Source organism: Streptomyces sp. BoleA5 (genome assembly GCF_000373665.1).
Taxonomy (GTDB): domain Bacteria; phylum Actinomycetota; class Actinomycetes; order Streptomycetales; family Streptomycetaceae; genus Actinacidiphila.
Window position 1 is genome coordinate 17,779 of sequence record NZ_KB892112.1, and the last position, 26,535, is coordinate 44,313.

Below are 26,535 nucleotides of genomic sequence, written 5' to 3' on the forward strand. Positions count from 1 at the left end.
GGCTTCCGGCTGCCGGGCACCCGGTGCCGCGGCTGCGGCGCGGTGTTCTTCCCGCGCGGGGACCACGCCTGCCGCAACCCGGCCTGCGACGGCGCCGAAGGGGACCCGGAGGAGGTCGGGGCCGGTGCGGAACCCGCGCACGGTGCCCGACCCCCCGGACATCGCCACCGACTCCGCCCTCGCCGCCGCGCCCCCGGAGCCCGCCGCCGGATTCCGGTCGGCCGTCGTCCGCGCCGCGTACGAGGCGGCCGGCATCGGTCCCGAGGACCCGGACCTGGCGGAGGTGCACGACCTGTCGACGGCACGGGAGCTGGACTGGTACGGGGACCTGGGCCTGTGCCCGCCGGGCGGGGCGGAAGCTGCTGCGCGACGGGGCCACGGCGCTCGGGGGGCGGATTCCGGTCGATCCCAGCGGCGGGCTCTCCTCCTCAGGGGAGGCCGTGCCCGCCCAGGCGCTCGCCCAGGTGTGCGAGCCGATCTGGCAGGTGCGCGGCCTGTCGGGGCCCCGGCAGGTCGCGGGGGCCCGCGTCGGGGTGACGGCGAACCAGGGCCTGTTCGGGCACGGCTCGTCGGTGGTCGTAATCAGGTGATCTGTCCGATACCTTGACGCTCCATCACCCCGGGACAACACTTCCGGGTGGCGCGGAGGCCGGGCGGGAGGCGGGACCTCCGTACCCGCGTCTCCGTGCGCCATTCTCTGGCGGCGCATGCCCGACACGTGCGCCCGCACGAAGGAGCCGTCATGTATTCCAACGGAGACGTCTTTGTCGGCGAGATCATCGGAACGGCGATCCTGATCCTGTTCGGCGCCGGCGTGGTGGCCGGGGTGCTCCTGCACCACTCGAAGGCCCGGGCATCCGGGTGGATCGTGATCTCATTCGGGTGGGGCCTCGCGGTCCTGGCCGGCGCGTACACCGCGGGCCCGCTGTCCGGCGGACAGATCAACCCGGCCGTCACCTTCGGTGTCGCCATCAGCTCCGGCAAGTGGAGCCAGGTGCCGATCTACCTCGCCGGGCAGATCATCGGCGCGATGCTGGGCGCCGTCCTGTGCTGGCTGGTGTACTACGGCCAGTTCGCGGCGAACCGCGCCGAGGAGACCCGCCAGCCCACGCTCGCCATCTTCTCCACCGTCCCCGAGATCCGCGTCTGGTGGCAGAACCTGATCACGGAGGCGATCGCCACCATGGGGCTCGTCCTGCCGATCCTGGCCTTCGGCCTCAGCAAGGGCCTCGGCGAGACGGGCACCGGCACCCTGATCGTGGCACTGCTCGTGACCGGCATCGGGCTCTCCCTCGGCGGCCCCACCGGCTACGCCATCAACCCGGCCCGCGACCTCGGGCCGCGCATCGTCCACTCCGTCCTGCCGATCCCTTTCAAGGGCACCTCCGACTGGACCTACGCCTGGATCCCGGTGGCCGGTCCGCTGATCGGCGGCGCCCTGTCCGGTCTCATCTACAACGTCGCGTTCAAGTGAGGCGGTCATGACCGATACGTCCGGCACGGCGACCCGATACGTGGCCGCCATCGACCAGGGAACGACCTCCAGCCGCTGCATCGTCTTCGACTCCGACGGGTCGATCGTGGCGCTCGACCAGCGCGAGCACCGCCAGATCTTCCCCAAGCCGGGCTGGGTGGAGCACGACGCCACCGAGATCTGGGCCAAGGTGCAGGCCGTGGTGGCGGGCGCGCTCGCGAAGGCCCGGCTGCGCCCGGACCAGCTCAGCGCGCTCGGCATCACCAACCAGCGCGAGACCACCGTGCTGTGGGACCGCACCACGGGCCGCCCGGTGCACAACGCGATCGTGTGGCAGGACACCCGTACCGCCGCGCTGTGCGAGCGGCTGGGCGGCCAGGACGGCCAGGACCGCTTCCGCGAGTCCACGGGGCTGCCGCTGGCCAGCTACTTCTCCGGCCCCAAGGCGGCCTGGCTGCTGGACAACGTGCCGGGGCTGCGCCGCCGCGCGGAGAGCGGCGAGATCGCCTTCGGCACCATCGACTCCTGGCTGATCTGGAACCTGACGGGCGGCACGGAGGGCGGCGTCCACGTCACGGACGTCACCAACGCGAGCCGCACGATGCTGATGAACCTGGAGTCGCTGGAGTGGGACCCGGCGATCCTGGCCGCGATGAACGTCCCCGAGGCGGTCCTCCCGCAGATCCGCTCCTCCTCCGAGGTGTACGGCACGGCGGTCGGTCAGCTGGGCGGTGTGCCCGTGGCCTCGGCCCTCGGCGACCAGCAGGCCGCGATCTTCGGCCAGGCCTGCTACCGGACGGGCGACGCCAAGAACACCTACGGGACGGGCAGCTTCCTGCTGCTCAACACCGGGAACCGGCCCGTGCCGTCGAAGAACGGGCTGCTCACCACCATGGGCTACCGGCTCGGCGGGCAGGCGCCCGTCTACTGCCTGGAGGGGTCGATCGCCGTCACCGGCGCCCTGGTGCAGTGGTTCCGCGACAGCCTCGGCATCATCAGCGCGGCGGACGAGATCGAGGCGCTCGCGGCGAGCGTCCCGGACAACGGGGGCGCGTACATCGTCCCCGCGTTCTCCGGGCTCTTCGCCCCGTACTGGCGCTCCGACGCCCGCGGCGTGATCACCGGGCTGACCCGGTACGTCACCAAGGCGCACCTGGCGCGGGCGGTGCTGGAGGCGACCAGCTGGCAGACCCGCGAGGTCGTCGACGCGATGTACCAGGACTCCGGTGTGCACATCACCGGGCTCAAGGTCGACGGCGGCATGACGGCCAACAACCTGCTGATGCAGCACCAGGCGGACGTACTGGGCGTGCCGGTGGTGCGGCCGCGGATCTCGGAGACCACGGCGCTGGGCGCGGCCTACGCCGCGGGGCTCGCCACCGGCGTGTGGGACGGGCTGGACACGCTCAGGGCGCACTGGCAGAAGGACGCCGAGTGGCAGCCGCGGATGGACGAGAAGACGCGCGAGAAGGAGTACCGGCGCTGGAGGAAGGCGGTCGAGCGGAGCTTCGGCTGGCAGGACGAGGACGAGGACGACGGATCCGCGCCGGCCGCCGGGGACTGACCGGCCCGCTCCCGCCCTCGCCCGCCCCGTACCCTCGGCGCGCGGCTCAGGTGGCGGCGGCCGCCCGGCGGTCGCCGGCCACCCGGGCCGCGTGCTCGACCACGGTGATCAGCACCTTCTTCGCGGAGGCGCGGTCCCGCGCGTCGCACATCAGCAGCGGCACCTCGGGGTCGAGGTCGAGCGCGTCGCGCACCGTCCCGGCGGGGTGGCGCTCGGCGTCGTCGAAGACGTTGACGGCCACGGCGAAGGGGATGCCGCGGCGCTCGAAGTAGTCGACCGCGGAGAAGCAGTCCTCCAGGCGCCGGGTGTCGGCGAGGACGACCGCGCCGAGGGCGCCCTGCGCCAGCTCGTCCCACAGGAACCAGAAGCGGTCCTGGCCCGGCGTGCCGAACAGGTAGAGCACGAGGTCGTCGCGGACCGTGATGCGGCCGAAGTCCATGGCCACGGTGGTGGTCCGCTTGGCCTCGACGCCCGCGGTGTCGTCGACGGGCCGGCCGGCCTCGCTGAGCGTCTCCTCGGTGCGCAGCGGGCGGATCTCGCTGACCGCGCCGACGAGGGTGGTCTTGCCCACCCCGAAGCCGCCCGCGACCAGGATCTTCAGCGTGACGGGCTCGACGGGGGAAGTGCGGCGCTCAGAGCGTCCGAAGGCCATGGCTCACTCCTCCGGTCGTGCCGTTTACACAGGTCAGAGACATCCTGGGTCCTAGGGACTGCGTCGGGCGATCAGCTGTGGCAGTGGAACATTACTACGGTCCTACCGGACAACTGCCAGCAGTCCCGGGTCCGTTGACCGTCCGAGGCCCGCCCGCCGGACCCGGGACCTTGCTGACGGCCCCCAGGCGCCGCCCGCGGGCGCCGCGGGCAACGGTGTGCCCGCGGCGCCCCGGGACGCGTTCAGAGCGCGCGCAGGCCGTCGATGACGTCGCGGAGCAGCCCGGCGTCCGGGAGCTCCGCCGGCGGGACGGGACGGCTGATGTGGACCAGGCCCGCCTCCAGGACGTCGCCGATGAGCACCCGGACGACGCCCACGGGCAGGTCGAGGTCGGCCGCCAGCTCGGCGACCGACATCGGCTCCGCACGGCAGAGCTCGACGATGTCGAGGTGTTCGGGCGACAGGGTGCGGTCGACGTCGGCGTCGTCGTCCTCGTCGCGGGACTCGGCGATCACCAGGGCGATCAGGTCGAGCCGGCCTTCCGCGGCGTGGCTGGTACGGCCGCGCGTCATGGCGTAGGGCCGCACCACGGGCCCGGCGTCGTCGTCGTACCAGCGGTCCGCTTGGGGAGTCATGACGTCCTCGTCACACCGCCTGCGCCGCGTCGTCGTCGGTGCGCGGCGCGGTCGCGAGGTGGACGCCGACCCGCTTGACCAGCAGCGCCATCTCGTAGGCGACCTGCCCGACGTCGGAGTCGGCGTCGGCGAGCACGGCCAGGCAGCTGCCGTCGCCCGCGGCGGTGATGAACAGGAAGGCCTCGTCCAGCTCCACGAGGGTCTGCCGGACCTTGCCGGCCTCGAAGTGCCGCCCGACGCCCTTGGCGAGGCTGTGGAAGCCGGAGGCGACGGCGGCGAGGTGCTCGGCGTCCTCACGGGTGAGACCCTCGGACGCGCCGGTGGCCAGGCCGTCGCTGGAGAGCACCAGCGCCTTGCGGATGCTGGCCACGCGGCCGACCAGTTCGTCGAGAAGCCAGCTGAGCTCGCGGGTCGGGCTCGATGGTGCCGTCATGGACCGTTCCCCTCGGTGGTGGTTCTGGTTGTGCTGTCGCCGCCCCGAGCCGCCGGGGAGGTTCCCGGGCGGTCTGCGGGGCGGACGTCGTCGGTGCCGAGGTCGTCGGCGGTGTCGGCGCGGCCGCGCAGCCATCCTCGTTGCAGGGACGCCATGCGGTCGCGCACCTCCTCGGGCGAGCGCTCCTGGCCGGCGTCGCCGTCCGCGCCGGCGGCGGCGATACGCGTCCGGGTCGTGGAGTCGCCGCGCAACTGCGGGGCGAGGCTGGCCTGCCGGACCCGGCGCGGCAGTCCGGCGCCGGCGGGCTCCTCCTGCGGCGCGGCCACGGCGGGTTCCTCCTCGGGCGCGGGGTCGGCGGGCTCCTGCCGGGGCGCGGGGTCGGCGGGCTCCTGCCGGGGCGCCCCGCCCACCGGGTGGCCGTTCTCGGCGACCAGGACCGGCGTGCGGCGGCGGCGCGGCAGGACCGTGAGCCCTTCGCCCGGTGCCAGGGAGGGCGGCGTGCGCGTGGCCCCGTCACCCGCGGCGGCGGGTGACGGCGTCCCTTCGGCCTCGATGACGTGCGGCCGGTGCTCGCGCGGCTTGTCGTCCGGCTCCGGGACCAGGCCCCACTGGCGGAAGCTGTGCTCGGTGGCGGCTGACATGGGCCTGACGCGCGGCTCGTCCATCCCGGCGGGCGCCGTCCCGTGCGCCGCGGCCTCTTCGAGCGGCGCCTCGGGCGGTTCCTCGCCGGGCTCGGTCAGCAGCGACGCCGGGACGAGCACCACGGCCGTGGTGCCGCCGTACGGGGACTGGCGCAGCGAGACGCGGACGCCCTGGCGCTGGGCGAGCCGGCTGACCACGAAGAGGCCGAGCCGGTCGGTGTCGGAGAGCTCGAACTCGGGGGTCTCGGCGAGGCGGAGGTTCGCCTCCAGCATGGCGTCGGGGGTAAGGCCGAGTCCGCGGTCGTCGATCTCCAGGACGAAGCCGTTGGCTACGGACTCGCCGTGCACCTGGACGCTGGTGTGCGGCGGCGAGAACACGGTCGCGTTCTCGATGAGTTCGGCGACGAGGTGGGTGAGGTCGGCGACGGCGTGGCCGGTGACGGCGAGCCGCGGCAGCCGGCGTACGTCGACCCGCTCGTAGTCCTCGACCTCGGCGACGGCCGCCCGCACCACGTCCATCAGCTGCACCGGCTTGCGCCACTGCCGGGACGGCACGGCGCCGGAGAGGATCACCAGGCCCTCGGCGTGGCGGCGCATGCGGGTGGTCATGTGGTCGAGCCGGAAGAGGTCGGCGAGCTCCTGGGGGTCCTCGGTGCGCCGCTCCATGGCGTCGAGCAGGGTGAGCTGGCGGTGCAGCAGCACCTGGCTGCGGCGGGCGAGGTTGACGAAGACCTCGGAGACCCCGCGGCGCATCTCCGACTGGCGCACGGCGGCCTCGACGGCCGCCCGCTGCAGGGTGTTGACGGCCTTGCCGACCTGGCCGACCTCGTCGTCGGGGTAGTCCAGCCGCGGCGCCTCGGTCTCGACGTCGACCTCCTCGCCCGCGGCGAGCCTGCGCATGACGCGCGGCAGCCGGGCGCCGGAGACCTCCTGGGCCTCCGTGCGAAGCCGGGACAGGTCGCGGATGAGGCTGCGCCCGATGCGTATGGAGACGATGACGGAGGCGACGACCGCGATCAGGCCCAGGCCGCCGGCGGCCGCGGCGATGGCGACCAGGCGCATGCCGATCGGTTCGGCGCGCTTCTTGTGCAGGTCGCCGGCCTCGACGCCCAGGCGGTCGAGGTCCTTCAGCGCGGTGGTGGCCGTGGTCTGCCAGGACACGCGGTCGGCGGCCTGGGGCGCGCCGGAGGCGCCCGCGGAGATGACCGCGTCCTCGGCGGCGCGCAGGGCCCGGCCGGAGGGCCCGGCCCAGTACGCCTCGTAGATGGCGCGCTCGTCGCTCGTCAGCAGGTGGAGGTTGTCGGCGTAGTAGGCGCGCTGCTCGGCGACGGCGAAGGTGAAGGAGCGCATCTCCGCCGCGCTCATGCGGCCCGCCGCGATGGCCGCCACCATGAGGGCGTCCTCCTGGCTGATCGCCTCGCGGGCCCGGGTGATCTGGATCAGGGCGCGGCCCTGCTTGTCGATGGCGACGTTGTTGAGCGGGTTCAGCGAGTCCAGGAAGCCGTAGGCCGGTACGAACAGACCGCTGTACGCGCCGAAGGCGTCGTTGCGGGCGATGCCGCCCTTGGCGACCTTGTCGCGCAGCGTCTCCAGGCCGCCGAAGCCGCGCACCACGAGGTCGAGCCGGCGCAGCGACTCGGGGGCCAGCCGTTCCCGGTTGCCTGCGGAACGGGCGTTGGCGCGCAGGCGGGCGATCACCGCGTCCGTCTCGCGCTCCCGGGCCAGCAGGGTGCCGCGGGCGTCCGACCGTCGAGGATCGGCCAAGTAGAGCATGGCGGAACGACGTTCCTGCTGGAGGGCCTGGATGCTGTCCTCGACCGGGTAACCGAGTTCGTTGACGGTCTGTTCCACACCGAAGAGGCCCCAGACCTGACGCCCGGTGAGGGTCGCGGCGAAGGCCCAGATGGCCGTGAGGGACACCAGCGGAATGAGCAGCAGTGCCACGATCTTCCGCCGGATCGTCGTACCGCGAAAGCGCATGGCCTCCCCAACGTCGAACCCGGTCAAGGGCTGTCGTATTCCGACTGCAAACGGCGCGAGCCTACTACTGCCGGATGACCAAACCGAAAGCCCCGCCTCCGCCCTTGCCCCGGGACGACCCGTTTCGTGCGGATGAACAGTCGGTACGGCTGGCCGAAATGCAGCGCACAGGGAACCGGCGGGGCCTCCGCGTCGTTTCAGGAGCGGGGAGGGGTGCTCCGGAATGCGGAGGGCATTCATCGGCGGAAACCGGGCAGCCACTCTGGAGTCGGACATCGGGGATCCGGCACCGCACCACCGGTATGCCGCAGGGGAGCTGATTTCATGGACGACCTCGTCGAGGACGCACTGGATCGCGACATTCCGCCGCGGAAGACACGGCGGCCGTTGTGGGTGGAGGAGCCCGTGGGGCGGCCACGCATGCCCGACCCGGTACGCCGGGCGGCGGTGCGGGCCGTGCTCGTCGTCTCGTTCACCTTGATCGCCGCGGTGATCGCCATGCTGGGGGCGGCCGGCGAGTCCTGGCTCGCGGCGCCGGCGACGCTCACGGCCATAGCCCTCACCGTCGTCGCCACGTGGGCGGTGCTGGACGTGTGGATCACGCGCCAGGTCTGGAACCAGCGCAACGGCGTGGTGTCCAGCCCGAGCAGCGCGGCCCGCAGGCTGCGCCGCGAGCGCAGGCGCGCACGGCGGCGGGCCCGGTCCGAGGCCCGCGCCGCCGCACGGCGCGGGCACCTGTCCGGCACCGGCGCCCGCACCGCCTGAGGACAGCGCGCGCCACCCGGGGAACCCGTGCCGCCCGCGGCGTCCGCGGCGTCCGAACCGCCCCGAAGGCCCCTACCTTCGGGGCGGGCCGTGCTGAAGCCCCTGGGACGGCCGGGGGCCGGCCGCGGGCGGGGAGCTGCCCTGCCCCGAGCCCGGCGGGCTCAGCCGTCCTGCGGGGCCGGCTGCTCCGCCGGGCGGCGGAACATCCGCGTCGCCGTGACCTCGCCGTGCACCGGCTCGGACTCCGGGTCCTGCACGGGGAGTCCGGGCCGCAGGTGCTCCTCCACGCTGATGTACTTCAGTCCCGCGCGCAGATCCGCGTCGTTGCGCAGCCGTACGACCAGCGGGAACTCGGCGAGCGCCGTGGTGTCGAACAGGCCCGTGGTGTAGATCAGCTGGACGCCCAGCGCGTCGGCGACCGCGCGCTGCAGCTCCAGCAGGTAGGTGGCGTTGGCGCGGCCGATCGGGTTGTCGAGGAAGAGCGTGCCCGCGTGCCGGTGGCGGTCCCTGCCGCGGTCGTTGCTGCGCAGCGCGGCCATCGTGCAGTACAGCGCGATGGCGGCGGTGAGCAGCTGGCCGCCGGAGAAGACGTCGCCCATCTGCCCGACGGGCACGCGCTCGGCGCGCAGCACGGCGTCCGGCTTGAGGATCTCGACGGCCACGCCCTTGGGTTCGAGGCCGGCCGCGACCCCGCGCAGCAGCAGCGACATGCCGTCCCGGCGCAGGTCGGAGTTCTTGCGGACGGCCGCCCGGGTCGCCTCGTCGATCACGGCGCCGAGCCGCTCGTTGAGCGCCGCGTGGTCCGGGTCCTCGAAGCGGATCCGCAGGAACTCCTGCCCCGACCACTCCCCCAGCCCCTCGGGCAGGCGGGACAGCCGTTGCGCCGACCTCAGAGTGGCCAGCGAGGACTCCACCATGCCGCGCAGCCGGTCCACGATGCTGTCGCGGTTGCGTTCCAGCTGCTCCAGTTCGTCGGTCAGGACCCGCAGCCGCGGCGCGAAGGCGGTGTGCCAGGCCTCCGCGTGCTCGGGCAGCGCGGAGCCGGGCAGTTCGCGGATCTGCTGACGGGCCGGGGTACGGACCTGCTCGTAGCGCGCCGCGTTGGCGTGCCGCACGAGGACGTCGCAGGCCTCGCGCAGCTGCGACTCGGCCGCCGACAGGTCGGCGGCGCAGCCGCGGAGGCTGCGGCGGGACTCGGCGACGGCCGTCCTGGCCGCCTCCAGGGAGCCGGAGTGCGGTTCGGGCTCCTCATCGCCCTCCTCGGGCTGCCGGTCGCCGTCGCGGAGCAGGTCCCGCAGGAGCGCGGCGAGTTCGTCGAAGCCGGTCGCGGCGTCCTCGGCGGAGCGGTGCGCACGGACCAGGTCGCCGTGGCCGTCGCGGGCGTGGGCCAGCGCCTCGGTGCGGGCGGCCAGTTCCCCGTTGGCGCCGCGCAGCAGTTCCTGCGCGTGCTCGGCGTCGCGGGGCAGCAGCTCCTCGGGGAGCTCGGTGTGCGCGTCGCCGTCCGCCGGGGCGTGCCGTTCGGCCTCACCGCGCAGCCGGCCGAGCTGCTCGGTGGCCGCGGAGGCGCGGGAGTCCAGCGTCGCCACCAGCTGTTCCGCCCGGGCCGCCGCGGCCTGGCGCGCGGGGCCGTCGGCGCCGTCCGGGCCTTCCAGCAGCAGCGCGGCGCGGGTGCGGACCTTGTTGGTGAGGCGCTCCAGTTCGGTGAGCGCGGACTGCTCGGTGCTCTCGGCACGGGCCTGCTCGGCCCGCAGGTCGGCGCCGACGCCCACCTTCTCGTACACCTGGGAGGCGGCACGGTAGGCCTCGCGCAGGGTGGGCAGCGACCCGGTGGGCTGCCCCGCGCCGTCCTCGTCCTCGAGGGCCTCGTCGGGAGCACCGGTGATCTCCGAGCGCTCGGCACGGAGCACACGCGCGGTGCGGCGCGCGTCGTCAGCGGCACGCTGGGCGGCGCGGCGGTCCTCGTCGGCGGCGCGGGCCAGGGCCAGGCAGGCGTCGGCTCGGCTCTCGGCCTCGACGGCGTCCTCGGCCAGCTCCCGGGTCCTGCGCTGCCAGTTGGCGCGCTCCCGCAGCCGGAAGGCGAGACCGGCGAGCGCGTCGGCGGCCCGCCGGGCCTGCTGCGCCGTCTCCTGGCGCGCGTCGCGCAGGGCGGTCGCCTCGGCGGCGGCCTCGTCGGCCTCCATCCGTACCGAGCGTGCCCCGGCCAGCTCCTCGCGGGCGGCGACCGCGGTCTCCCGGGCGGTCTCCACGGACGCGGCCAGCTCCGCGAGCCGCCCGCTGGGGCAGCCGGAGCGCCACGAGGAGAGCCGGGCGGCCAGGGTGCGGTCCTCGGCCAGGCGGGCGGCGAGCCCGCGGATGTCCTCCTCGCGGGCGGTCGCGCGGGCGCGCAGCGCCTGCCGCTCGCCGTCGGCGGCCAGTTCGTCGTGCATGGCCGGGTTGGGCGGGACGAGGAAGAGCTCGGGCTCGGCACCCACCGGGGCCGGCGGGGCGAGCAGCGCCGCCGCCGTGCCGACCGTGACGGTCGACCGCGGCAGCAGCGCCGCCTGCGCCAGCGCCTCGCGGGCCCGGGCGTAGCTCTGGGGATCGGTGACGACCACACCGTCCACCAGCTCCGGGCGCGCGGCGAGCACGGCTGCGTGGTCGGCCGGGTCGACGGCCTGCGCGAGGTAGCGCCAGCCGGGGAGCGCCGGGATGCCCTGCTCGCCCAGGTACTCCACCGTGGCGAGGACGTCGGGGCCCGGCGGGAGCAGCCCGCCGTCGCCGAGCGCCGCCAGGATGCGGGCGTCGTCGGCGGCGGCGGTGCGCAGGTCGAACAGCCGGCGCTCGGCGGAGGCCACCGCCCCGTCCAGCATGTCCTGGAGCGGCTCCGCGAAGATGTCCAGTTCGGCCGCGGTCAGCGGGCCCTGCTCGGCGGGGCGCCGTACGTGCGCCGGGGCGCCGCGCCGGGCCGGGGAGGTTTGCGCGGGGATGGCGGGGCCGCGGTCCTCGGAGGTCTCCCCCGCCGGGTCGGCCGCGACGGTGCCGGGTGCCTCCGCGGGCGGCAGGCTGAGCAGTTCGGCCAGACGGGGTTCGGCCGCGAGGGCGTCGGCGACGCGTGACTCGGCGGCGTGGGCGGCCTCGGCCGCGGCGAGGGCGTCGGCCGCGCGGGCGGCGGACAGCTCTGCGCGCGCATCGGCGGCGGCGGCCTCCCGCGCCCGGTCACCGGCCCGGCGGGCGGCGTCGCGCGCGGTCTCCGCGGCGGTCGCGGCGGCCTTCTCGGCGTCCGAGGCCGCCAGGGCCGCCCGGGCCGGGTCGGCGTCGGGGGCGGAGTCGTCCAGCCAGCCTGCCCGCACCGCCTCGGCGGTCTCCTGCTCGACCTCCGCCAGCCGCTGCACCAGGTGCCCGGACTCGCTGCGGGCGCGCTGCGCCTCCGTCGCGGCGGCGGTGGCATCGCGGTGTGCCGCCTCTGACCGCGCCTGGAGTCCCGCGGAGCGTTCCTCCTCGGCGTCCGCCCGCTCGTCGGCGGTGTCCGCGGCGGCCCGCAGGGCCCGGACGAGGTCGCCCGCGGCCTTCGTGCGGGCGGCCAGTGCCGGCGCGGCGTCCCGTTCCGCCTCGCGGATGGCGGCGGTCACACGGGCGAGGCGGTCGGCGGCGGCCCGGTGCCGCAGCACGATCTCCGCGGCCTGCCAGGCGGACTGCAGGGTACGGGCGTCGTTGAGCTCGCGGCGCAGCGCGGTGGCGCTCTTCTCGCCGGCGGCCAGGGCCAGCGAGGCGTGCCGGTAGGCGAGTTCGGCGGCGACCAGGGCGCCGCGGCCGCGGGCGGCCTCGGCGTCGGTGACCGTGTGCGCCGCGCTCGCCGTCCGCTGGGCCAGCTCGGCGGCGCGCCCCCGCTCCTCGCGAGCGCGCGCCGACAGCCCGCGGGCCAGGGCCCGGGTGCGGCGCTCGGACTGGGCGTGGACGCCGCGTGCCTGTTCGCGGGCGGCGGTGGTGTCGACGATGCGGCCGAGCAGTTCGAGGGAGCCCGCCGTGAAGTCGCGTTCCGCGGTGAGCTCTGCCCGGCGGCCCAGCTTGCCCGCGAAGCCGTGCACGAGGTCGGCGAGACCGTCGGTGTCCCTGGTGTCGGTGACCGCGCGCAGCAGGAGGTCGGTGAAGTCGGAGTCCTTCTTCACCGCGAAGAGACCGGCCGCCTCGCCCTCGTCGGCGTTCATCTCCCGCTGGTAGCGGAAGAGTTCGGGGTCGAGGCCGAGTTCGCCGAGGTGCTCGTTCCACCGGTCGTGGATCTCCTCCCACACCACCTCCAGGTGCGGGTAGTAGCGTCCGGCGTCGGTCAGGGCGTCGCGGAAGCCCTTCATGGTGCGGCGGCGGCCGCGGGCGCCCGAGGCGCCCTCCGCGGAGGGGCGGACGGCGGTGGACTCGGCCACGGGCAGCGAGTCGAGGCCGAGCCCGGGGCCGGGCCGGAAGGAGTACCAGGCCTCGGCGAACTTGCGCGGGTCGGAGGAGACCTGGCGGCCGCGCCACTCGCTGACCTTGCCGACGACGACCAGTTCGCCGGTGATCGTGTGCTGCCACTCCAGGGCGACGTGGCCGCAGTCGTCGGCCAGCAGGAACTTGCGGAGCACACCGGAGCTCGCGCCGCCCAGGGTGTTGCGGTGGCCGGGCAGCATGACGGAGAAGATCAGCTTGAGCAGGACGGACTTGCCGCCGCCGTTCTCCAGGAACAGCACACCGGCCGGCGCCGGACGGCGCGGCGGCCCGGTCGGTTCGTCCTCGAAGAACTCCGCCTGGGCGGGCGCGGGTTGCGGCACGGGCTCGCCGACTCCGCGCAGGTCCAGCACGGTGTCGGCGTAGCGCGCACCGGCGGGCCCGATGGAGTAGAGGCGGACCCGGGACAGCTCGTACATGGGGGGCTCTCGTCGTGGTGGTCTGTGATCGTGGTCGTGGTCGTGGTCATGGTCTGTGGTCGGCGGGTTCGGAGGATCGGCGGGATCCGGGGGCGGGAGGGGCCGCCGTTCAGGAGTGGAAGGGCAGGCCCGCCCCGGCCACGAGGCCGAGGTCCTCGCCCTCCTCCGCGGGCATCAGCGCCGCCGACTCACCGGGCCGGGGCACGATGCCCAGGTCGAGGAGCTCGGCCATGGCGGCGCCGCCCGCCATGTCGCGCACCTGGAGCTGGTAGCGGGCGGTGGTGCGGTACGTGCCGCCCGACTCGTCACCCGTACGCTGCAGGAACCCCGAGTCCACCAGGAAGGAGACGGCCTTGCCCACGATGCCGGTGGTGGAGCCCGCGAGGCGCCGGGCGTCCTTGGTGGCGCCGGTGGAGCTGCGGCGCACATAGACCCGCCAGGCGGCCTCCAGGCCGGGGGCGCCGGTGGCCGGGTCGGTGTTCTCGCCCTGCTCCTCGGCCCGTTCCTCCAGCCGGCGGCAGGCCTGGCGCAGGAAGCCGTCGATGCCGTTGACGGTGACACGCCCGATGTACGCGTCGTCGGCGAGGTCCTCCGGTCGCGGGAAGGCCATGGCGGCGGTGGCGAGGTGGGCGAGGCCGTGCAGGAAGCGGTCGCCCGCGTCGGACGCGGCGCGGCGGGAGTAGTCGCCCATGCGGACGGCGAAGACCGAGTCCTCTCCGGCCGCCAGCGCCATGCCGGCCCTCGGTGAGACCTCCAGCACGACCAGGCCGAGGCCGGCGGCCACGGCGTCGGCCAGCCGCGAGAACAGGGGCTCCTCGCGGTAGCGGCGGATCAGCTCGGCGTACTCGATGTCCCGCGCGGGCAGCAGCTTCGGCTGGAGGCCGAAGGCGACGAGGCGGGCGGCGTCCGCGGCGTCGCCGGGGGTGACGGCCGCGGGGCCGGGGGCCGCCGCGGGCGGCTGCGTGCTCTCGCCGTCGTGCTGGTCGCTCACGGGCTCGTCTCCTCGGTGCGGATGGTCGGTGCGCTCATCGTCACGCCGCCTCGGACCGCTCGGCGGCCATCCCGGCGGCGTCCAGCCGGGCCGTGCCCACGATCAGGTCGGCGCCGCCGAACTCGGGGTCGTCCAGTTCGGTGCCGTCGTCCACGGCGAACAGCAGCCGCTCCTCGCCCTGGCGGTAGGCGGTGCCGACCGGCGGGCTGGCCGCGTGCACCGCCAGCAGGGCGACCAGGTAGGGCAGTTCGGGGTCGAGGCGGCGGGCCTCGGCGAGCAGCCCGGACAGCCGCCGGGGGGCGTCGTGGGGCAGGTCGAGGAGTTCCAGGGCGGTCTCGAGCTGCTCCTCGCTGAACCGGCTGTCGTCCGGGGTGGCGACGAGGTCGGGCTCGGGCATCTCGGCGCCGAGGTGCTCGCGCTCCACCGGCGGGGTGAGCAGCGCCTCCACGAGGTCGGTGACGCGTACCGACGCGGGGGTACGCAGGCCCGTGCCGCGGGCGAACCAGGCATCGGTGACCCGGGTGGCCTGCTCCACCGGAAGCGGCAGGACGGGGGCGACCAGCTGCCCGTACAGGTCGAGCATGCCGACGAGGGCGCTGCCGCGGGGCGCGGCGAAGGCCTGCCGGTCCTGTTCGGCCCGGAAGATCGGGCCGGCCTCCAGCAGCCGGGACTGCAGCTGGGTGTGGCGGCGGATGCAGTCCTTGACGATGTCGACGAGCTCGGCGGCGCGGCGCTTGTGCTCCGGTTCCTCCGACTCGTCCCTGGCCTTGCGGATGTTGGTCAGGATGGCGTTCTCGTGCCGGTAGCGGTCGGCGACGTGGTCGAGCGCCTCGGCGATCATGTCGGGGACGGTGCGGATCCAGTCGACGGCCCGGACGTTGCGGCGGGTGGCGTCCAGGGCGCGGCGCAGGGTCTCTGCGTACTGCACCGTGCGGTAACGGGCCTGTTCCGCGGCGAGCTGGGCGTCGGCGAGCCGGCCGCGGTTGATCAGCACCTCGAGCTTGACCTCGGCGGCGATCTGGGCGCTGGTCACGTCGGTGTCGAGGGCGCCGACGAGCACGTTGACGGCTTCGTCCGTGGTGCGCAGGTAGACGGTGCCGTCGCGGCCCGGGACCTCCTCGATCAGCTTGAAGTCGTAGTCGCGGCGGACGTACGCCCCGTCCGCGCCGAAGGTGCCGTAGACGGCGCGGAAGCCGCGGTCGACGCTGCCGACGTTGATCAGGTTCTCCAGGACCCAGCGGCCCACCCGCTCGTGCTCGGCGGCGGGACGGCCGGGGGCCTGGGCGGCGATGCGGGGCAGCAGCCGGGAGATTATCTGGTCGTGGTCGGCGCCGGTGTCGAAGTCCATGTTGAGGGTGACCAGGTCGATGGCGGCCAGGGCGACCTCCGCCATCGCGTAGACCGAGTACTCGCCCGCGAGGTTGGCCTTGCGCACGTCGAGGTCGTGCAGCGGCGCGGTGCAGGCCAGGGCCTTGAGCCGGCGGGCCAGGCCCTCGTCGGCGGCCGGGCCCGGCGCGGGCCGGACACCGCCGCTGAGCTGGTGCGGAACGGTCGTGGTCACGACGCACAGACTAGGCGCTCGGACCGACATCGTCCCAAACGGCGCGGTCCGGGCACCCCTGCGTCCGGAACCCCTCAGGAGCCGGGGGCCCCGTAACCGCCCCCGCCGGGCGTGGCGACGACCAGGACGTCACCGGGACCCACGTCGGCGGAGTCGACCCCGCCGAGCGGGGTGACGGTGCCGTCGGCGCGCTCGATACGGTTCTCGCCCAGCGCGCCCGGCCCGCCGCCCGCCAGGCCGTACGGGGCTACCCGCCGGTGGCCGGAGAGCAGCGCGACCGTCATGGGCTCCAGGAAGCGGATGCGGCGGACGGCGCCGCGGCCCCCGTGCCACCGGCCCTCGCCGCCGCTGCCGTCGCGCAGGGCGAAGCCCTCGACGCGGACGGGGTAGCGCCACTCGAGGATCTCGGGGTCCGTGAGCCGGGAGTTGGTCATGTGGGTCTGGACGGCGTCGGCGCCGTCGAAGCCCTCGCCCGCCCCGGCCCCGCTGGCCACCGTCTCGTAGTACTGCACCCGGTCGTTGCCGAAGGTGACGTTGTTCATCGTGCCGGAGCCCTCGGCCTGCACCCCGAGTGCCGCGTACAGGGCCCCGGTGACCGCCTGGGAGGTCTCCACGTTGCCGGCGACGGTCGCCGCCGGGTACCGCGGGGCGAGCATCGAGCCCTCGGGGACGCGGACGTCCAGCGGCTTGAGGCAGCCGCTGTTGAGCGGGATGTCGTCGGCGACGAGGGTGCGGAAGACGTAGAGCACGGCGGCCATGACCACGGACCGGGGCGCGTTGAAGTTGCCCTCCTGCTGTGGCGAGGTGCCGGTGAAGTCCAGGACGGCCGAGCGCGCCCGGCGGTCGACGCGGACGGCGACGCGGACGACCGCGCCGTTGTCGGTCTCGTACGCGCACTCGCCGTCGTCCAGGCCGGCGACGATCCGCCGCACGGACTCCTCCGCGTTGTCCTGCACGTGCCCCATGTAGGCGTGCACGACGTCGAGGCCGAACTGCGCGGTCATGCGGCGCAGCTCGGCGATGCCCTTCTCGTTCGCGGCGATCTGGGCGCGCAGGTCGGCGATGTTGGTGTCCGGGTCGCGCGAGGGGTACGGGGCGTCCGCCAGCAGGGCGCGGGTCTCCTCCTCGCGCAGTCGGCCGTCGCGGACCAGGAGCCAGTTGTCGAACAGGACGCCCTCCTCGTGCACGGTGCGGCTGAAGGCGGGCATGGAGCCGGGGGTGAGGCCGCCGATCTCGGCGTGGTGGCCGCGTGAGGCGACGAGGAAGAGCAGCGCCCGCCCTTCCTCGTCGAAGACCGGGGTGACGACGGTGACGTCGGGCAGGTGGGTCCCCCCGTGGTAGGGGTCGTTGACGGCGTAGGAGTCGCCCGGGCGCATGGTGCCCTCGTTCCGCCGCAGCACCTCCTTGATGGACTCGCCCATGGAGCCGAGGTGGACGGGGATGTGGGGGGCGTTGGCGATGAGGTTGCCCTCGGGGTCGAACAGGGCGCAGGAGAAGTCCAGGCGCTCCTTGATGTTGACGGAGTGGGCGGTGTTCTCCAGGCGGACGCCCATCTGCTCGGCGATCGACATGAAGAGGTTGTTGAAGATCTCCAGCATCACCGGGTCGACCTCGGTCCCCACCGCCACCCGGCCGGGCCGCGGCCGCACCCGGGTGAGCAGGAGGTGGCCGTGCTCGCCGACGGCGGCCCGCCAGCCGGGGTCGACGACGGTCGTCGCGTCGGCCTCGGCGATCACGGCGGGCCCGTCCACGGTGTCGCCCGGGCGCATCCCGTCCCTGTGGAACAGGGGGCAGTCCTGCCATCGGCCCTCCGCGTACAGGGACACCTCGGCGGCCGGTCGCAGCGGGCCCTCCCGGGCCGGCCGTTCGACGAAGTGGCGCCCCTGCGGGCCCGCCGAGCCGACCGCCTCGACCGAGACCGCCTCCACGACCAGGGGCTTGTTCATGGTGAAGGCGTAGCGGGTGCGGTGCTCGGCGGTGAACGCCTCGCGCATGGCGTCGACGGTCCCGAACGGCACCGGGAGCGCCGCGTCGGTGCCCGCGTAGCGGACGTGGACGCGGGTGACGGTCTCGACGGTCTCGTCGGGCACCCCGTCCTCGCGCAGTTGGGCGCGGGCCAGGCCGTCGAGTTCGTCGCGGGCCTCCCGCAGGGCGGGCAGCCCGTCCTCGCAGAGCCCGGTCTCCACGGAGCGCTCCCGCATGGCGGTGGCGTCGGCCAGCCCGATCCCGTACGCGGACAGCACACCGGCCAGCGGGGGCACGACGACCGTGTCGACCGACAGGGCGTCGGCGACCGCGCAGGCGTGCTGGCCGCCGGCCCCGCCGAAGCTGGTGAGGGCGTAGCGGGTGATGTCGTGGCCGCGCTGCACGGAGATCTTCTTGACGGCGCCGGCCATGTTGAGGACGGCGATCTCCAGGAAGCCCGCGGCGACCTCCTCCGGGGTGCGGCGGTCGCCGGTCGCGGCGGCGGTCTCGTCGGCGAGCCGCGCGAAGCCGGCGCGGACGGTCTCGGTGTCCGGCGGCTGGTCGCCGTCCGGGCCGAACACGGCCGGGAAGTGCGCCGCCTGGACACGGCCGAGCATCACATTGGCGTCGGTGACGGTCAGCGGGCCGCCGCGCCGGTAGCAGGCGGGGCCGGGGTCGGCGCCCGCGGAGTCGGGGCCGACGCGGTAGCGCTGCCCGTCGAAGTGGAGGACGGAGCCGCCGCCGGCCGCCACGGTGTGGATGTTCATCATGGGCGCCCGCATCCGTACGCCCGCCACCTGGGTGCCGAGGACGCGTTCCAGTTCGCCCGCCCAGTGGGAGACGTCGGTGGAGGTGCCGCCCATGTCGAAACCCACGACCCGGTCGAACCCGGCCTGCCGGGAGGCGCGGACCATGCCGACCACCCCTCCGGCGGGGCCGGACAGCACGGCGTCCTTGCCCCGGAAGTGACCGGCCTCGCGGAGCCCGCCGTTGGACTGCATGAACATCAGCCGGACGCCCCGCAGCTCGGCGGCCACCTCGTCCACGTAGCGGCGCAGGATCGGCGACAGATAGGCGTCCACCACCGTGGTGTCGCCGCGCGGGATCAGCTTGATCAGCGGGCTCACCTCGTGGGAGCAGCTGATCCGGTCGAAACCGGCCTCGCGGGCCGCCCGCGCGACGGCCTGCTCGTGGGCGGGGTGGCGGTAGCCGTGCAGCAGGACGACGGCGACGCTCTTCAGGCCGTCCCGGCGGGCCTCGCGAAGGGCCGCGCCGACGGCGGCGGGGTCGAGGGGCCGGACGACCTCGCCGTGCGCGCCGACACGTTCGGGAACCTCGACGACACGCTCGTAGAGCGCCTCGGGAAGGACGATCTCGCGGTCGAAGAGCCCCGGCCGGTTCTGGTAGGCGATGCGCAGCGCGTCGCGGAAGCCCTCGGTGACGACCAGCAGGGTCGGCTCGCCCTTGCGTTCCAGGAGGGCGTTGGTGGCGACCGTGGTGCCCATCTTGACGGCGGAGATCCGGTCGGCGGGCACGGGTTCGCCGGGGCCCAGCCCCAGCATGCGCCGGATGCCCTCGACGGGGGCGTCCCGGTAGCGCCCCGGGTCGTGGGAGAGCAGTTTGCACGTCTCCAGGCCGCCGTCGGGCCGTCTGGCGACGACGTCGGTGAAGGTGCCGCCCCGGTCGATCCAGAACTCCCAGCGTCCGGTCACGCCCTCATTGTCCCAGGTACGTCCCTCCCAGGCGGGCCAGCGCACCGGCCGTGGCGTCCCGGGAGCGCAGGTCCAGCAGCCCGTCGGTACCCGCCAGCCGGTGGCGCGCCTCCCGGCCGGCCAGCCGAAGCAGGTCGGGCAGCAGATCGGTGCAGCGGTCGGCGACCCAGCGGGTGCCCTTGGTCGCCATCCACCACACGCTCGCCGCGGCGCCCGGTCCCGGGCCGCCGGGGGTCGTGGACGGCGGCTCGCCGTCCGACAGGCCGCGGGCCGCCAGGAGGTCGTGGAACTCGCGGGCCAGCAGTCGGTGCCCGCGTTCGCTGGGATGCAGCCGGTCCGCGCTCCAGGAGGCGCGTTCGGCCACCCACGGGTGGCGGGCGGCGTGCAGGTGCACGGCCCCGTACCGCTCGGACAGGACGTGCACGACCTGGTTCAGCGCGGCCATCCGGCGGCCGAGGGGGCGGGCGAGCGGCCACGGCAGGCCCAGCATGCGGCCGGGGTCCGGCAGGCAGGCGGTGAGCACCTCGGCGCCGTGGGCGCGCAGTTGGGCCAGGACGGTGTCCAGGCGGCGGGCGACGGTCTCGATCTCGAAGCTGCCGCGCAGCGTGTCGTTGGCGCCGACCACCACGGAGGCCAGGTGCGGCCGGTGCTCCAGGGCGCGGGGCAGCTGCTCCTCGACGACGTCCTTGGTGAGGGCGCCGCTGCGGGAGCAGTTGAGCAGGCGCACGGCCGACGGCTCGGCGGCCAGCCCCTGCGCCAGGAGCGGCGCCCAGCCGCGCCAGCCGGCGGCGACGGGGTCGCCGAGGCCCTCGGTGAGCGAGTCGCCGAGCGCGGCGAAACGTATCTCCTTCGTAGCGGTGGAGTCGCCGCCGAGCGGGGCGGGTGCCGCCGCCCCGGCCCCGGGCCCGGTGGGCGGGTGCGCCGCGGGTCCGGGACGTCCGGGGACGGCGGGCGCCCGCGTGCCCGTCGTCATGGCGTGACCTCCGGGGCGATGAGCCGGGGCGCGGCGTCGTGGGCGGCGAGGAAGGCGCTGACCGCGGCCGGCCAGCCGTAACGCTCGGCCTGGGCGCGGGCGATGGCCCGGCGCATGGGCTCGGGGCGGGACAGCAGGTGGCCGACGGCGTCCGCGAAGGCGGGGCCGTCGTCGGTGGCGGCGGCACCGGCCGGGCCCAGGATGTCGGGCAGCGCGGACAGCGCGCTGGCGACGACCGGGGTGCCGCAGGCGAGGGCCTCCAGGGCGGACAGGCCGAACGTCTCCACCGGACCCGGCGCCAGGACCACGTCGGCGGTGGCCTGGAGGGAGGACAGGGCGCGGCGGACCGGGACGTGCCCGAGGAAGGTGACCGGCAGCCGCGACTCCCGGGCCCGGGCCTCCAGACGGCCGCGCATCGGGCCGTCCCCGGCGACGACGAGGACGGCGTCCACGCCCTGGTGCCGCATGTGGGCGAGGGCCTCCAGGGCGCGTCCCGGCCGCTTCTCGGGCGACAGGCGCGAGCACATCACCAGCAGCACCTCGGCGTTGCCGGCGTACCGGGCGCGCAACTGCGGGTCGTGGTGCGCCGGGTGGCACGCCTCGAGGTCGACGCCGAGCGGCGCCCGTACGACGTTGCGGGCCCCGATCCGCTCGAACTCCACGGCCGCCCAGGCCGTGGTGCAGACGATGCGGGAGTACACGTGCGCGCTGCGGCGGTTGAGCCGGTCGGCGGCACCCTGGGCGAGGCCGCCGGGCAGGCCCCAGGTGCGCAGCACACCGTCGACGCTCTCGTGGGACACCATGACCGCCGGCACGCGGCGGCGGCGCGCCCACTCCCCGGTCCAGCGCAGCGTCGTGCGGTCGGAGACCTCCAGGCGGTCCGGGCGCAAGCCGTCCAGCACCGCCTCCAGCCGGGCCCGGCCGGTCAGCACGCGGTAACCGCCGGTGCCGGCCACCAGGGGGCCGGGGAGCGTGATGACGCGGCCCTGGGAGGTCGTCTCGTCCTTGGCGGCGGGACCGGGGACGACCAGGACCGGGTCGTGGCCGGCCGCGAGATAGCCCTCGCCGAGGTGCCGCAGCGCGGTGCGCAGGCCTCCGGAGGTGGGCGTGACGAAGTTCGCCAGGCGGACGATGCGCAGCCGGCCGCTCATGCCGCCACCGCCGTACGGGCGTCGAGCACCTGGGCGTAGTGCCGCAGGAGCAGGTCGCCGACGGCCTCCCAGGTGCGTGCGGCCACGTCGGCGCGCCCCTCGGCGCCGAACTGGTCGCGCATCGCCGGAGCGCTCGCCAGCAGCCGTACGGCGCCGGTGAAGGCGTCCACGTCGCCGGGCGGCACGAGCAGCCCGGTGCGGCCGTGGTCGACGAGATCGAGGGGACCGCCGGCGGCGGGAGCGACCACGGGCAGCCCGCTGGCCATCGCCTCCTGGACGGTCTGGCAGAACGTCTCGAACGGCCCGGTGTGGACGAAGACGTCGAGCGAGGCATAGATCCGCGCCAGGTCGTGCCCGGTGCGGCGGCCCAGGAAGGCCGCGCCCGGCAGCGCCTCGCGCAGCCCCGGCGCGCTCGGGCCGTCGCCGACGACGACCACCTTCACCCCGGACAGCCGGCAGGCACCGGCCAGCAGCTCCACGTGCTTCTCCGCGGCCAGCCGCCCGATGTAGCCGACCAGGACCTCGCCGTTCGGGGCGAGTTCACGACGCAGCGCCTCGTCGCGGTGGGCCGCGTCGAAGCGGACGGAGTCCACGCCTCGCGGCCACAGGTGCACGCGCGGGACGCCGTGCGCCTCCAGGTCCCGCTGGGAGGCGCTGGACGGTGCGAGCGTGCGGTCGGCCGCCGTGTGCACGGCGCGGATCCGGCGCCACGCGGTGCTCTCGCCGAGGCTCAGATAGGTGCGGGCGTACCCCGCCAGGTCGGTCTGGTAGACGGCGACCGCGGGGATGTGCTGCCGGGTGGCGGCGGCCATGCCGCGCACCCCGAGGATGAACGGGCTGGCCAGATGGACGAGTTCGGCACGGTGCGCCGCGATCGCCGCCGCGGTCCTGCGGCCGGGGAGCGCCACCCGGACCTGCGGGTAGCCGGGCAGCGGCAGCGACGGCACGCGTACGACGGGGCACGGTTCGTCGCCCGCCGCGGACTCGTTCGGGCCAGCCGGCGCTATGACCAGGGGCTCGTGGCCCCTGCGGACCAGATGTTCGGCCGTGCGCAACGCGCAGTGGGCCACTCCGTTGACGTCGGGTGGGAAGGACTCCGTGACGATGGCTACTCGCATACGGACGTTGTCGGCTCCGCGGGCGTTGTCCGGGTCACGTGGATCTTTCACCTTGGGGAACGTGCCGTGAGCGTTGGCCCCGGATCGGGCCTTCCGGCCGCCGGGGCGGTTGTGGGGCTCTCCCGGACGCCGCGCCGGGCGCGCCCCGTGGCGTCGGGCGCCGCTCGCCGGTCCGGGCAGGAGTTCGGCGACGAGCCCACGGGGCGGGGGGCGAACCGCCGGGGGCCACGGCCGGTGCAGCGGTCCGGGTGACGGTCCGACAGGGCGCCGGTGCCCGTCACCGGGTGTCCGTCCTCGGCGTAGCCGAACCCGCCATCGGCTTGTCGTCGGCACGCGGCACCAGTGCCCGCGTCCCCGCCGGGACGCCGTGACGGCAAGCACCAGCCGGTTGACCTCGACGCGCCGCCGACCGCCGTGCTCGCGGGCCCGGGAGCACTCGGACCGGCCGGCGCCGATGACGTATCCCGTCGGCGCGTTCCCTCTGGCCGAGCGGGGCGCGGCGGCCGTCCGCACCCGTACGTCCGGTCCCGCTCCGGCATGTGCCGTCCGTCAGCGCGCGGGGTCTCCGGAGCTGAGGCGGCCGCGGACGGCGGTCTGCACCTCGGCCTCCTCCGCGGGATCCGCGGCGAGGCTGCGCAGCCGGGCCAGGACGCGGACGTCCGCGGTCGTGGCCGTACGGGCGGCGAGTTCGCGGGTGGTCTCCTCGCAGTCCCACAGGCACTCGACGGCGAGTCCGGCGCCGAAGCTGGGATCGGTGCGGCCGAGGGCGTGGGCGGCGACACCGCGCACCTGCGAGGAGCTGGTCTCGCGGTAGACGTGGCGCAGTACGGGGGCGGCGCACTCGATGGCGAGCCGGCCGGCCCCCTCGACGAGCACGGCCAGGCCCTCGGCGTCGGCGCCCTCGCGCTGGACGAGGCGGCGCAGCGCGCCAAGCACGCGGTCGGCGTCCTGTTCGCCGCCGCGGCAGGCGAGCATGCGGGCGGCGGCCGCGCCGAGCACGTCCTCGCGGCGTGACCAGGCGCGGGCCCGGGTGAGGGCGGCGACGCTGCGCATCCGCTCGAAGGACTCGACGGCGGCTCGGACCACGACTTCGGACGTGCTGAGGGCGGCGGCCTCGATGAGGTCGAGCGCCTCGCGGTCCTGGCGGTCGCAGAGGTGGCGGAGGGCGGCCGCACGGGCCGCCTCGGGACCGCCGCGGGCCGACCGGACGAGCTCCTCGCGGTCCTCGGGGCCGGCGACGGCGGCGAGGCAGCGGGCGGCGGGGGCGTCGCGGTGTTGCGGCGGGTGGGCGGCCAGGCCCTCCTGGGCCCATTCGAGCACGGCGCCCACGCTCCAGCCCGGGGTCGGCCCGGCGGGCCGCATCTGGCGCTGCCACCGGTCGAAGGCGGTCTGCTCCGACGCCTTGCGCACGCGTTCGGATACGGCCGGGTCGGGATCCTCGGCCCACAACCGCCAGGGCCGGGGCTCGTACGCCTCGCGGAGCGCGGCGGCGAGCTGGGCGTCACCCTCCGTGGTCGCGGGGAAGCGGGCGAGCACGGCGGGGCCGAGCGCACGCAGCGCGTCGTCCTCGTCACGTACGGCGAGCTCGTCCAGGGCCCACTCCCAGTTGCCGCCGGTGGCCGCGTACCGGCGCAGCAGCAGGACGGCGTCCCTGCGGCCGTAGCCGGCGAGGTGCCCGAGGACGGACAGGGCCAGGCCGCAGCGGTGCTCGTCCGGGCTGATGACGTCGTCGGGGTGGAAGAGGTGCTGTTCGATCCCGTCGAGCGGGCCCTCGAGTTCCGAGTAGAGGCGCGCGTAATAGAGGGAGCGGGACTCCACGCGCCAGTCGTGGCGGGGGTCGCGCAGGACGCACTGCTCCAGCGCGGCGAGCGCGTCGGCTCGCTGCGCCGCGAGGGCGTGCAGGGTCCCGTCTCCGCGTCCTCTCTGGAGGAGGCCGAGAAGGGTACCGCTGGGCGCTATGTCGGGGTCGAACATGAGGTCAGCATCCGGTGCGGGGGGTTGGTTGGCAACGGGATTTTCCGTTACCGGCTGCGAGGTATCTTCGCAGATCGTCCCGGGTTCAAACCCTTTGCACGGCACCCGGGCAGCCCGTGAGCACGCTCAGGGGGCGGAGTCCCGCAGCTTACCCGGACCGGGGCATTCCGCGGAGTCCTCCGAGCGGGGGGCACTCCAGGCTTCTGGCATATGCCTGCAGCACCACCGGATCGGGTATTGCAGAAACCCTTACGGGTCATCACTCCTTGTGCAAGAGTCGTGACTGGCCCATCCGTACGGCCCCGTTGAGGCCGGCGCCCGGTTCGGAGACATGTTCGGAGAGCGTCATGCCGCCCCATTTGCATGAGGATCGCGCCACCGCGAAGCCTGAGCCCGGCACCGTGGACGCGCTCATCTCCCAGACCCGCCAGCTGCGCGGCAAGGTCGACGCCGTCCGCCGTGACGCCGCCGCCGAGGACGAGGAGGACCCGCAGCTGCGCTGGCAGCGCGCGCTGTGCGACCTCGCCGTCCATCAGCTCGACGACCTGGGCGCGCACCTCGGGCAGCTGCGGGACGGCCTCCCCGACCTCGGCCACCGGGAGGCGGCCGCCGAGCCCGGCGCCGCCGCCCACGCGGCCCCGCCGCCCCGGGAGGTGTCCGTCCCCGCACCGGTCCCCGGTGCGGTGCAGGCCCTGGGGCGGGCCGGCAGCGCCGAGTGGAACCTGGTCACGGACGGTGTCCAGTGGTCGGACGAGCTCTACCGGATCTTCGGCCGGACCCACGAGGACGGGCCGCTGACCCTGGACGAGCTGCCCTCCTGGCTTTTCGCGGAGGACCAGCAGACGCTCACCGCGGCCGTGACCGGCTGCCTGGTGGACGCCCGGCCGATCGACTGCGAGTTCCGCATCGTCCGCCCGGACGGTGCCGTGCGTACCGTGCACATGGTGGGCGAGCCGGTGCTCGACGCCGCCGGCGCCACCGCCTCGATGTGGGCGGTGCTCCGCGACGTCAGCGAACTGCGCCGCAGCCAGCGGACGCTGCGCGAGACCCGTGACTCGCTGCAGCGCGAGCGGCAGATCGCGCAGACCGAGCGCCGGCTGGCGGTGGAGCTGCAGGAAGCCGTGCTGCCGCCGTGGCGCGGTTCCCTGCGGTTCCCGCAGGAGGGTGGCCCCACCACGATCGACCTCGCCGCCCACTACCTCCCCTCCTCGACCGGATCCCTCGTCGGCGGCGACTGGTACGACGCGCTGCAACTGCCCGACGGCTCCGCGCTGCTCACCGTGGGCGATCTGACCGGGCACGGGGTCTCCGCCACCTCCGGCATGGCCATGCTCCTCGGCGCGCTGCGCGGAATGGCGATGACGGGGCTGGATCCGGCACCGCTGCTGGGCGGGCTCAACCAGCTGCTGGACAGCTCCGCACAGCCCGCACTGGGCAGCGCCCTGTGCTGCCGCTACCGCCCGGAGGACCGCTCGCTGGTGTGGGCGCAGGCTGGACACCCCGCCCCGCTGCTGTTCCGCGACGGGACGGGGCGTGCGCTCGACGCGCCCGAGGGCGTACTGCTGGGCGCCACATCGGGCGCGCAGTACGGCCAGGTCACCGAGCGGCTGCTCCCCGGAGACCTGCTGGTACTGCACACCGACGGCCTGCTGCCGCGCCGTTCCGGTCCGGTGGCCGCCTCCGACGCGGGCGCCGCGGTGCGGCACCTGCTGGGACTCGGCCCGAGGTTCGCCCGGGCCCGTACCCCTCAGGAGTGCGTGCGCATCGTGGTGGAGGAACTCGGCGCCCCCGAGCGCGAGGACGATGCCTGCGTGCTCATCGCCACGTTCCACTGAGGTCCTCGGCTGCGCCGAATTCCACAGTGGCACCACCGATCCCGCACCGGCCATTCACAGGCTCCGCGCGAAAGACGCACGACACCCGCACCGTGCGGGTGCGCATCCGGCGGCGGCGCATGGACATGTCGACGTGTCGACACAGGGTGGGCATCCGGGAGAGCCGGCTCATTCGGCGTCGAGTCGGCTGGTCCCGCGCATCGATGTTCGCGATGCCTGTGATGTCCGCGACAT

The 26,535-nt window shown here is 75.0% G+C and carries 16 protein-coding genes and 1 pseudogene; 5 read left to right on the plus strand and 12 right to left on the minus strand.

Annotated elements, in window-relative coordinates; genetic code table 11:
• Nucleotides 1-133: 133 nt before the first annotated feature.
• From B085_RS50135 to glpK, 3 genes and pseudogenes are all read left to right on the plus strand, one after another.
• Nucleotides 134-590, plus strand: a pseudogene (locus B085_RS50135) (thiolase C-terminal domain-containing protein); the annotation flags it as partial.
• A gap of 152 nt (nt 591-742) precedes the next feature.
• Nucleotides 743-1,474: an MIP/aquaporin family protein gene (locus B085_RS0123870; protein ID WP_018561119.1), complete on the plus strand. Its 732-nt coding sequence runs from the start codon at nt 743-745 to the stop codon at nt 1,472-1,474.
• Nucleotides 1,475-1,481: 7 nt separating this feature from the next.
• Nucleotides 1,482-3,038 (plus strand): glycerol kinase GlpK, encoded by a 1,557-nt coding sequence (glpK, locus tag B085_RS0123875; protein WP_018561120.1) that lies wholly within the window; start codon nt 1,482-1,484, stop codon nt 3,036-3,038.
• Between the two features lie 46 nt (nt 3,039-3,084).
• Here the strand turns inward: glpK and B085_RS0123880 are convergent, their stop codons facing one another.
• The 4 genes from B085_RS0123880 to B085_RS0123895 form a co-directional block, all read right to left on the minus strand.
• On the minus strand, nt 3,085-3,690 hold the full coding sequence (locus tag B085_RS0123880; protein ID WP_018561121.1) for a GTP-binding protein: 606 nt from the start codon (nt 3,688-3,690) through the stop codon (nt 3,085-3,087).
• Nucleotides 3,691-3,932: 242 nt separating this feature from the next.
• A complete protein-coding gene (locus tag B085_RS0123885) occupies nt 3,933-4,325 on the minus strand; it encodes a DUF742 domain-containing protein (protein ID WP_018561122.1) in 393 nt (130 codons plus the stop codon).
• Between the two features lie 10 nt (nt 4,326-4,335).
• Entirely contained in the window at nt 4,336-4,758 is a 423-nt protein-coding gene (locus B085_RS0123890; RefSeq protein ID WP_018561123.1) for a roadblock/LC7 domain-containing protein, read from the minus strand.
• Entirely contained in the window at nt 4,755-7,379 is a 2,625-nt protein-coding gene (locus B085_RS0123895) for a nitrate- and nitrite sensing domain-containing protein (protein ID WP_018561124.1), read from the minus strand. Before B085_RS0123895 ends, B085_RS0123890 begins: the two co-directional genes overlap by 4 nt.
• Nucleotides 7,380-7,703: 324 nt before the next feature.
• On the opposite strand from B085_RS0123895, the gene B085_RS0123900 reads away from it, so the two are divergent.
• The gene (locus tag B085_RS0123900; protein WP_018561125.1) at nt 7,704-8,144 is read left to right on the plus strand and encodes a hypothetical protein; all 441 of its coding nucleotides are present in this window, start codon (nt 7,704-7,706) and stop codon (nt 8,142-8,144) included.
• A gap of 161 nt (nt 8,145-8,305) precedes the next feature.
• On the opposite strand, the gene B085_RS0123905 is transcribed toward B085_RS0123900, so the two are convergent.
• The 8 genes from B085_RS0123905 to B085_RS0123940 all read right to left on the minus strand — a co-directional run bounded on the left by B085_RS0123905 (nt 8,306) and on the right by B085_RS0123940 (nt 24,466).
• A complete protein-coding gene (locus B085_RS0123905; protein WP_018561126.1) occupies nt 8,306-13,021 on the minus strand; it encodes a hypothetical protein in 4,716 nt (1,571 codons plus the stop codon).
• 109 nt (nt 13,022-13,130) lie between these two features.
• Nucleotides 13,131-14,012: a hypothetical protein gene (locus B085_RS0123910; RefSeq protein ID WP_018561127.1), complete on the minus strand. Its 882-nt coding sequence runs from the start codon at nt 14,010-14,012 to the stop codon at nt 13,131-13,133.
• Between the two features lie 40 nt (nt 14,013-14,052).
• On the minus strand, nt 14,053-15,603 hold the full coding sequence (locus B085_RS0123915; protein WP_037732357.1) for a hypothetical protein: 1,551 nt from the start codon (nt 15,601-15,603) through the stop codon (nt 14,053-14,055).
• Between the two features lie 44 nt (nt 15,604-15,647).
• Nucleotides 15,648-19,250 (minus strand): hydantoinase B/oxoprolinase family protein, encoded by a 3,603-nt coding sequence (locus tag B085_RS0123920; RefSeq protein WP_018561129.1) that lies wholly within the window; start codon nt 19,248-19,250, stop codon nt 15,648-15,650.
• Nucleotides 19,251-19,254: 4 nt separating this feature from the next.
• The gene (locus B085_RS0123925) at nt 19,255-20,223 is read right to left on the minus strand and encodes an SGNH/GDSL hydrolase family protein (RefSeq protein ID WP_018561130.1); all 969 of its coding nucleotides are present in this window, start codon (nt 20,221-20,223) and stop codon (nt 19,255-19,257) included.
• Nucleotides 20,220-21,374, minus strand: coding sequence for a glycosyltransferase (locus B085_RS0123930; protein ID WP_018561131.1), 1,155 nt, complete (start codon nt 21,372-21,374; stop codon nt 20,220-20,222). The genes B085_RS0123925 and B085_RS0123930 overlap by 4 nt, the downstream gene beginning before the upstream one ends.
• Nucleotides 21,371-22,492 carry a glycosyltransferase family 4 protein gene (locus B085_RS0123935; protein WP_026251368.1) on the minus strand — a complete coding sequence of 374 codons (1,122 nt, stop codon included), beginning with the start codon at nt 22,490-22,492 and terminating at the stop codon, nt 21,371-21,373. Before B085_RS0123935 ends, B085_RS0123930 begins: the two co-directional genes overlap by 4 nt.
• A 549-nt stretch (nt 22,493-23,041) precedes the next feature.
• Nucleotides 23,042-24,466 carry a hypothetical protein gene (locus tag B085_RS0123940; protein WP_018561133.1) on the minus strand — a complete coding sequence of 475 codons (1,425 nt, stop codon included), beginning with the start codon at nt 24,464-24,466 and terminating at the stop codon, nt 23,042-23,044.
• 347 nt (nt 24,467-24,813) lie between these two features.
• Between B085_RS0123940 and B085_RS0123945 the strand changes: the two genes are divergently transcribed.
• Nucleotides 24,814-26,301 carry a PP2C family protein-serine/threonine phosphatase gene (locus B085_RS0123945; RefSeq protein ID WP_026251369.1) on the plus strand — a complete coding sequence of 496 codons (1,488 nt, stop codon included), beginning with the start codon at nt 24,814-24,816 and terminating at the stop codon, nt 26,299-26,301.
• Nucleotides 26,302-26,535 lie beyond the last annotated feature (234 nt).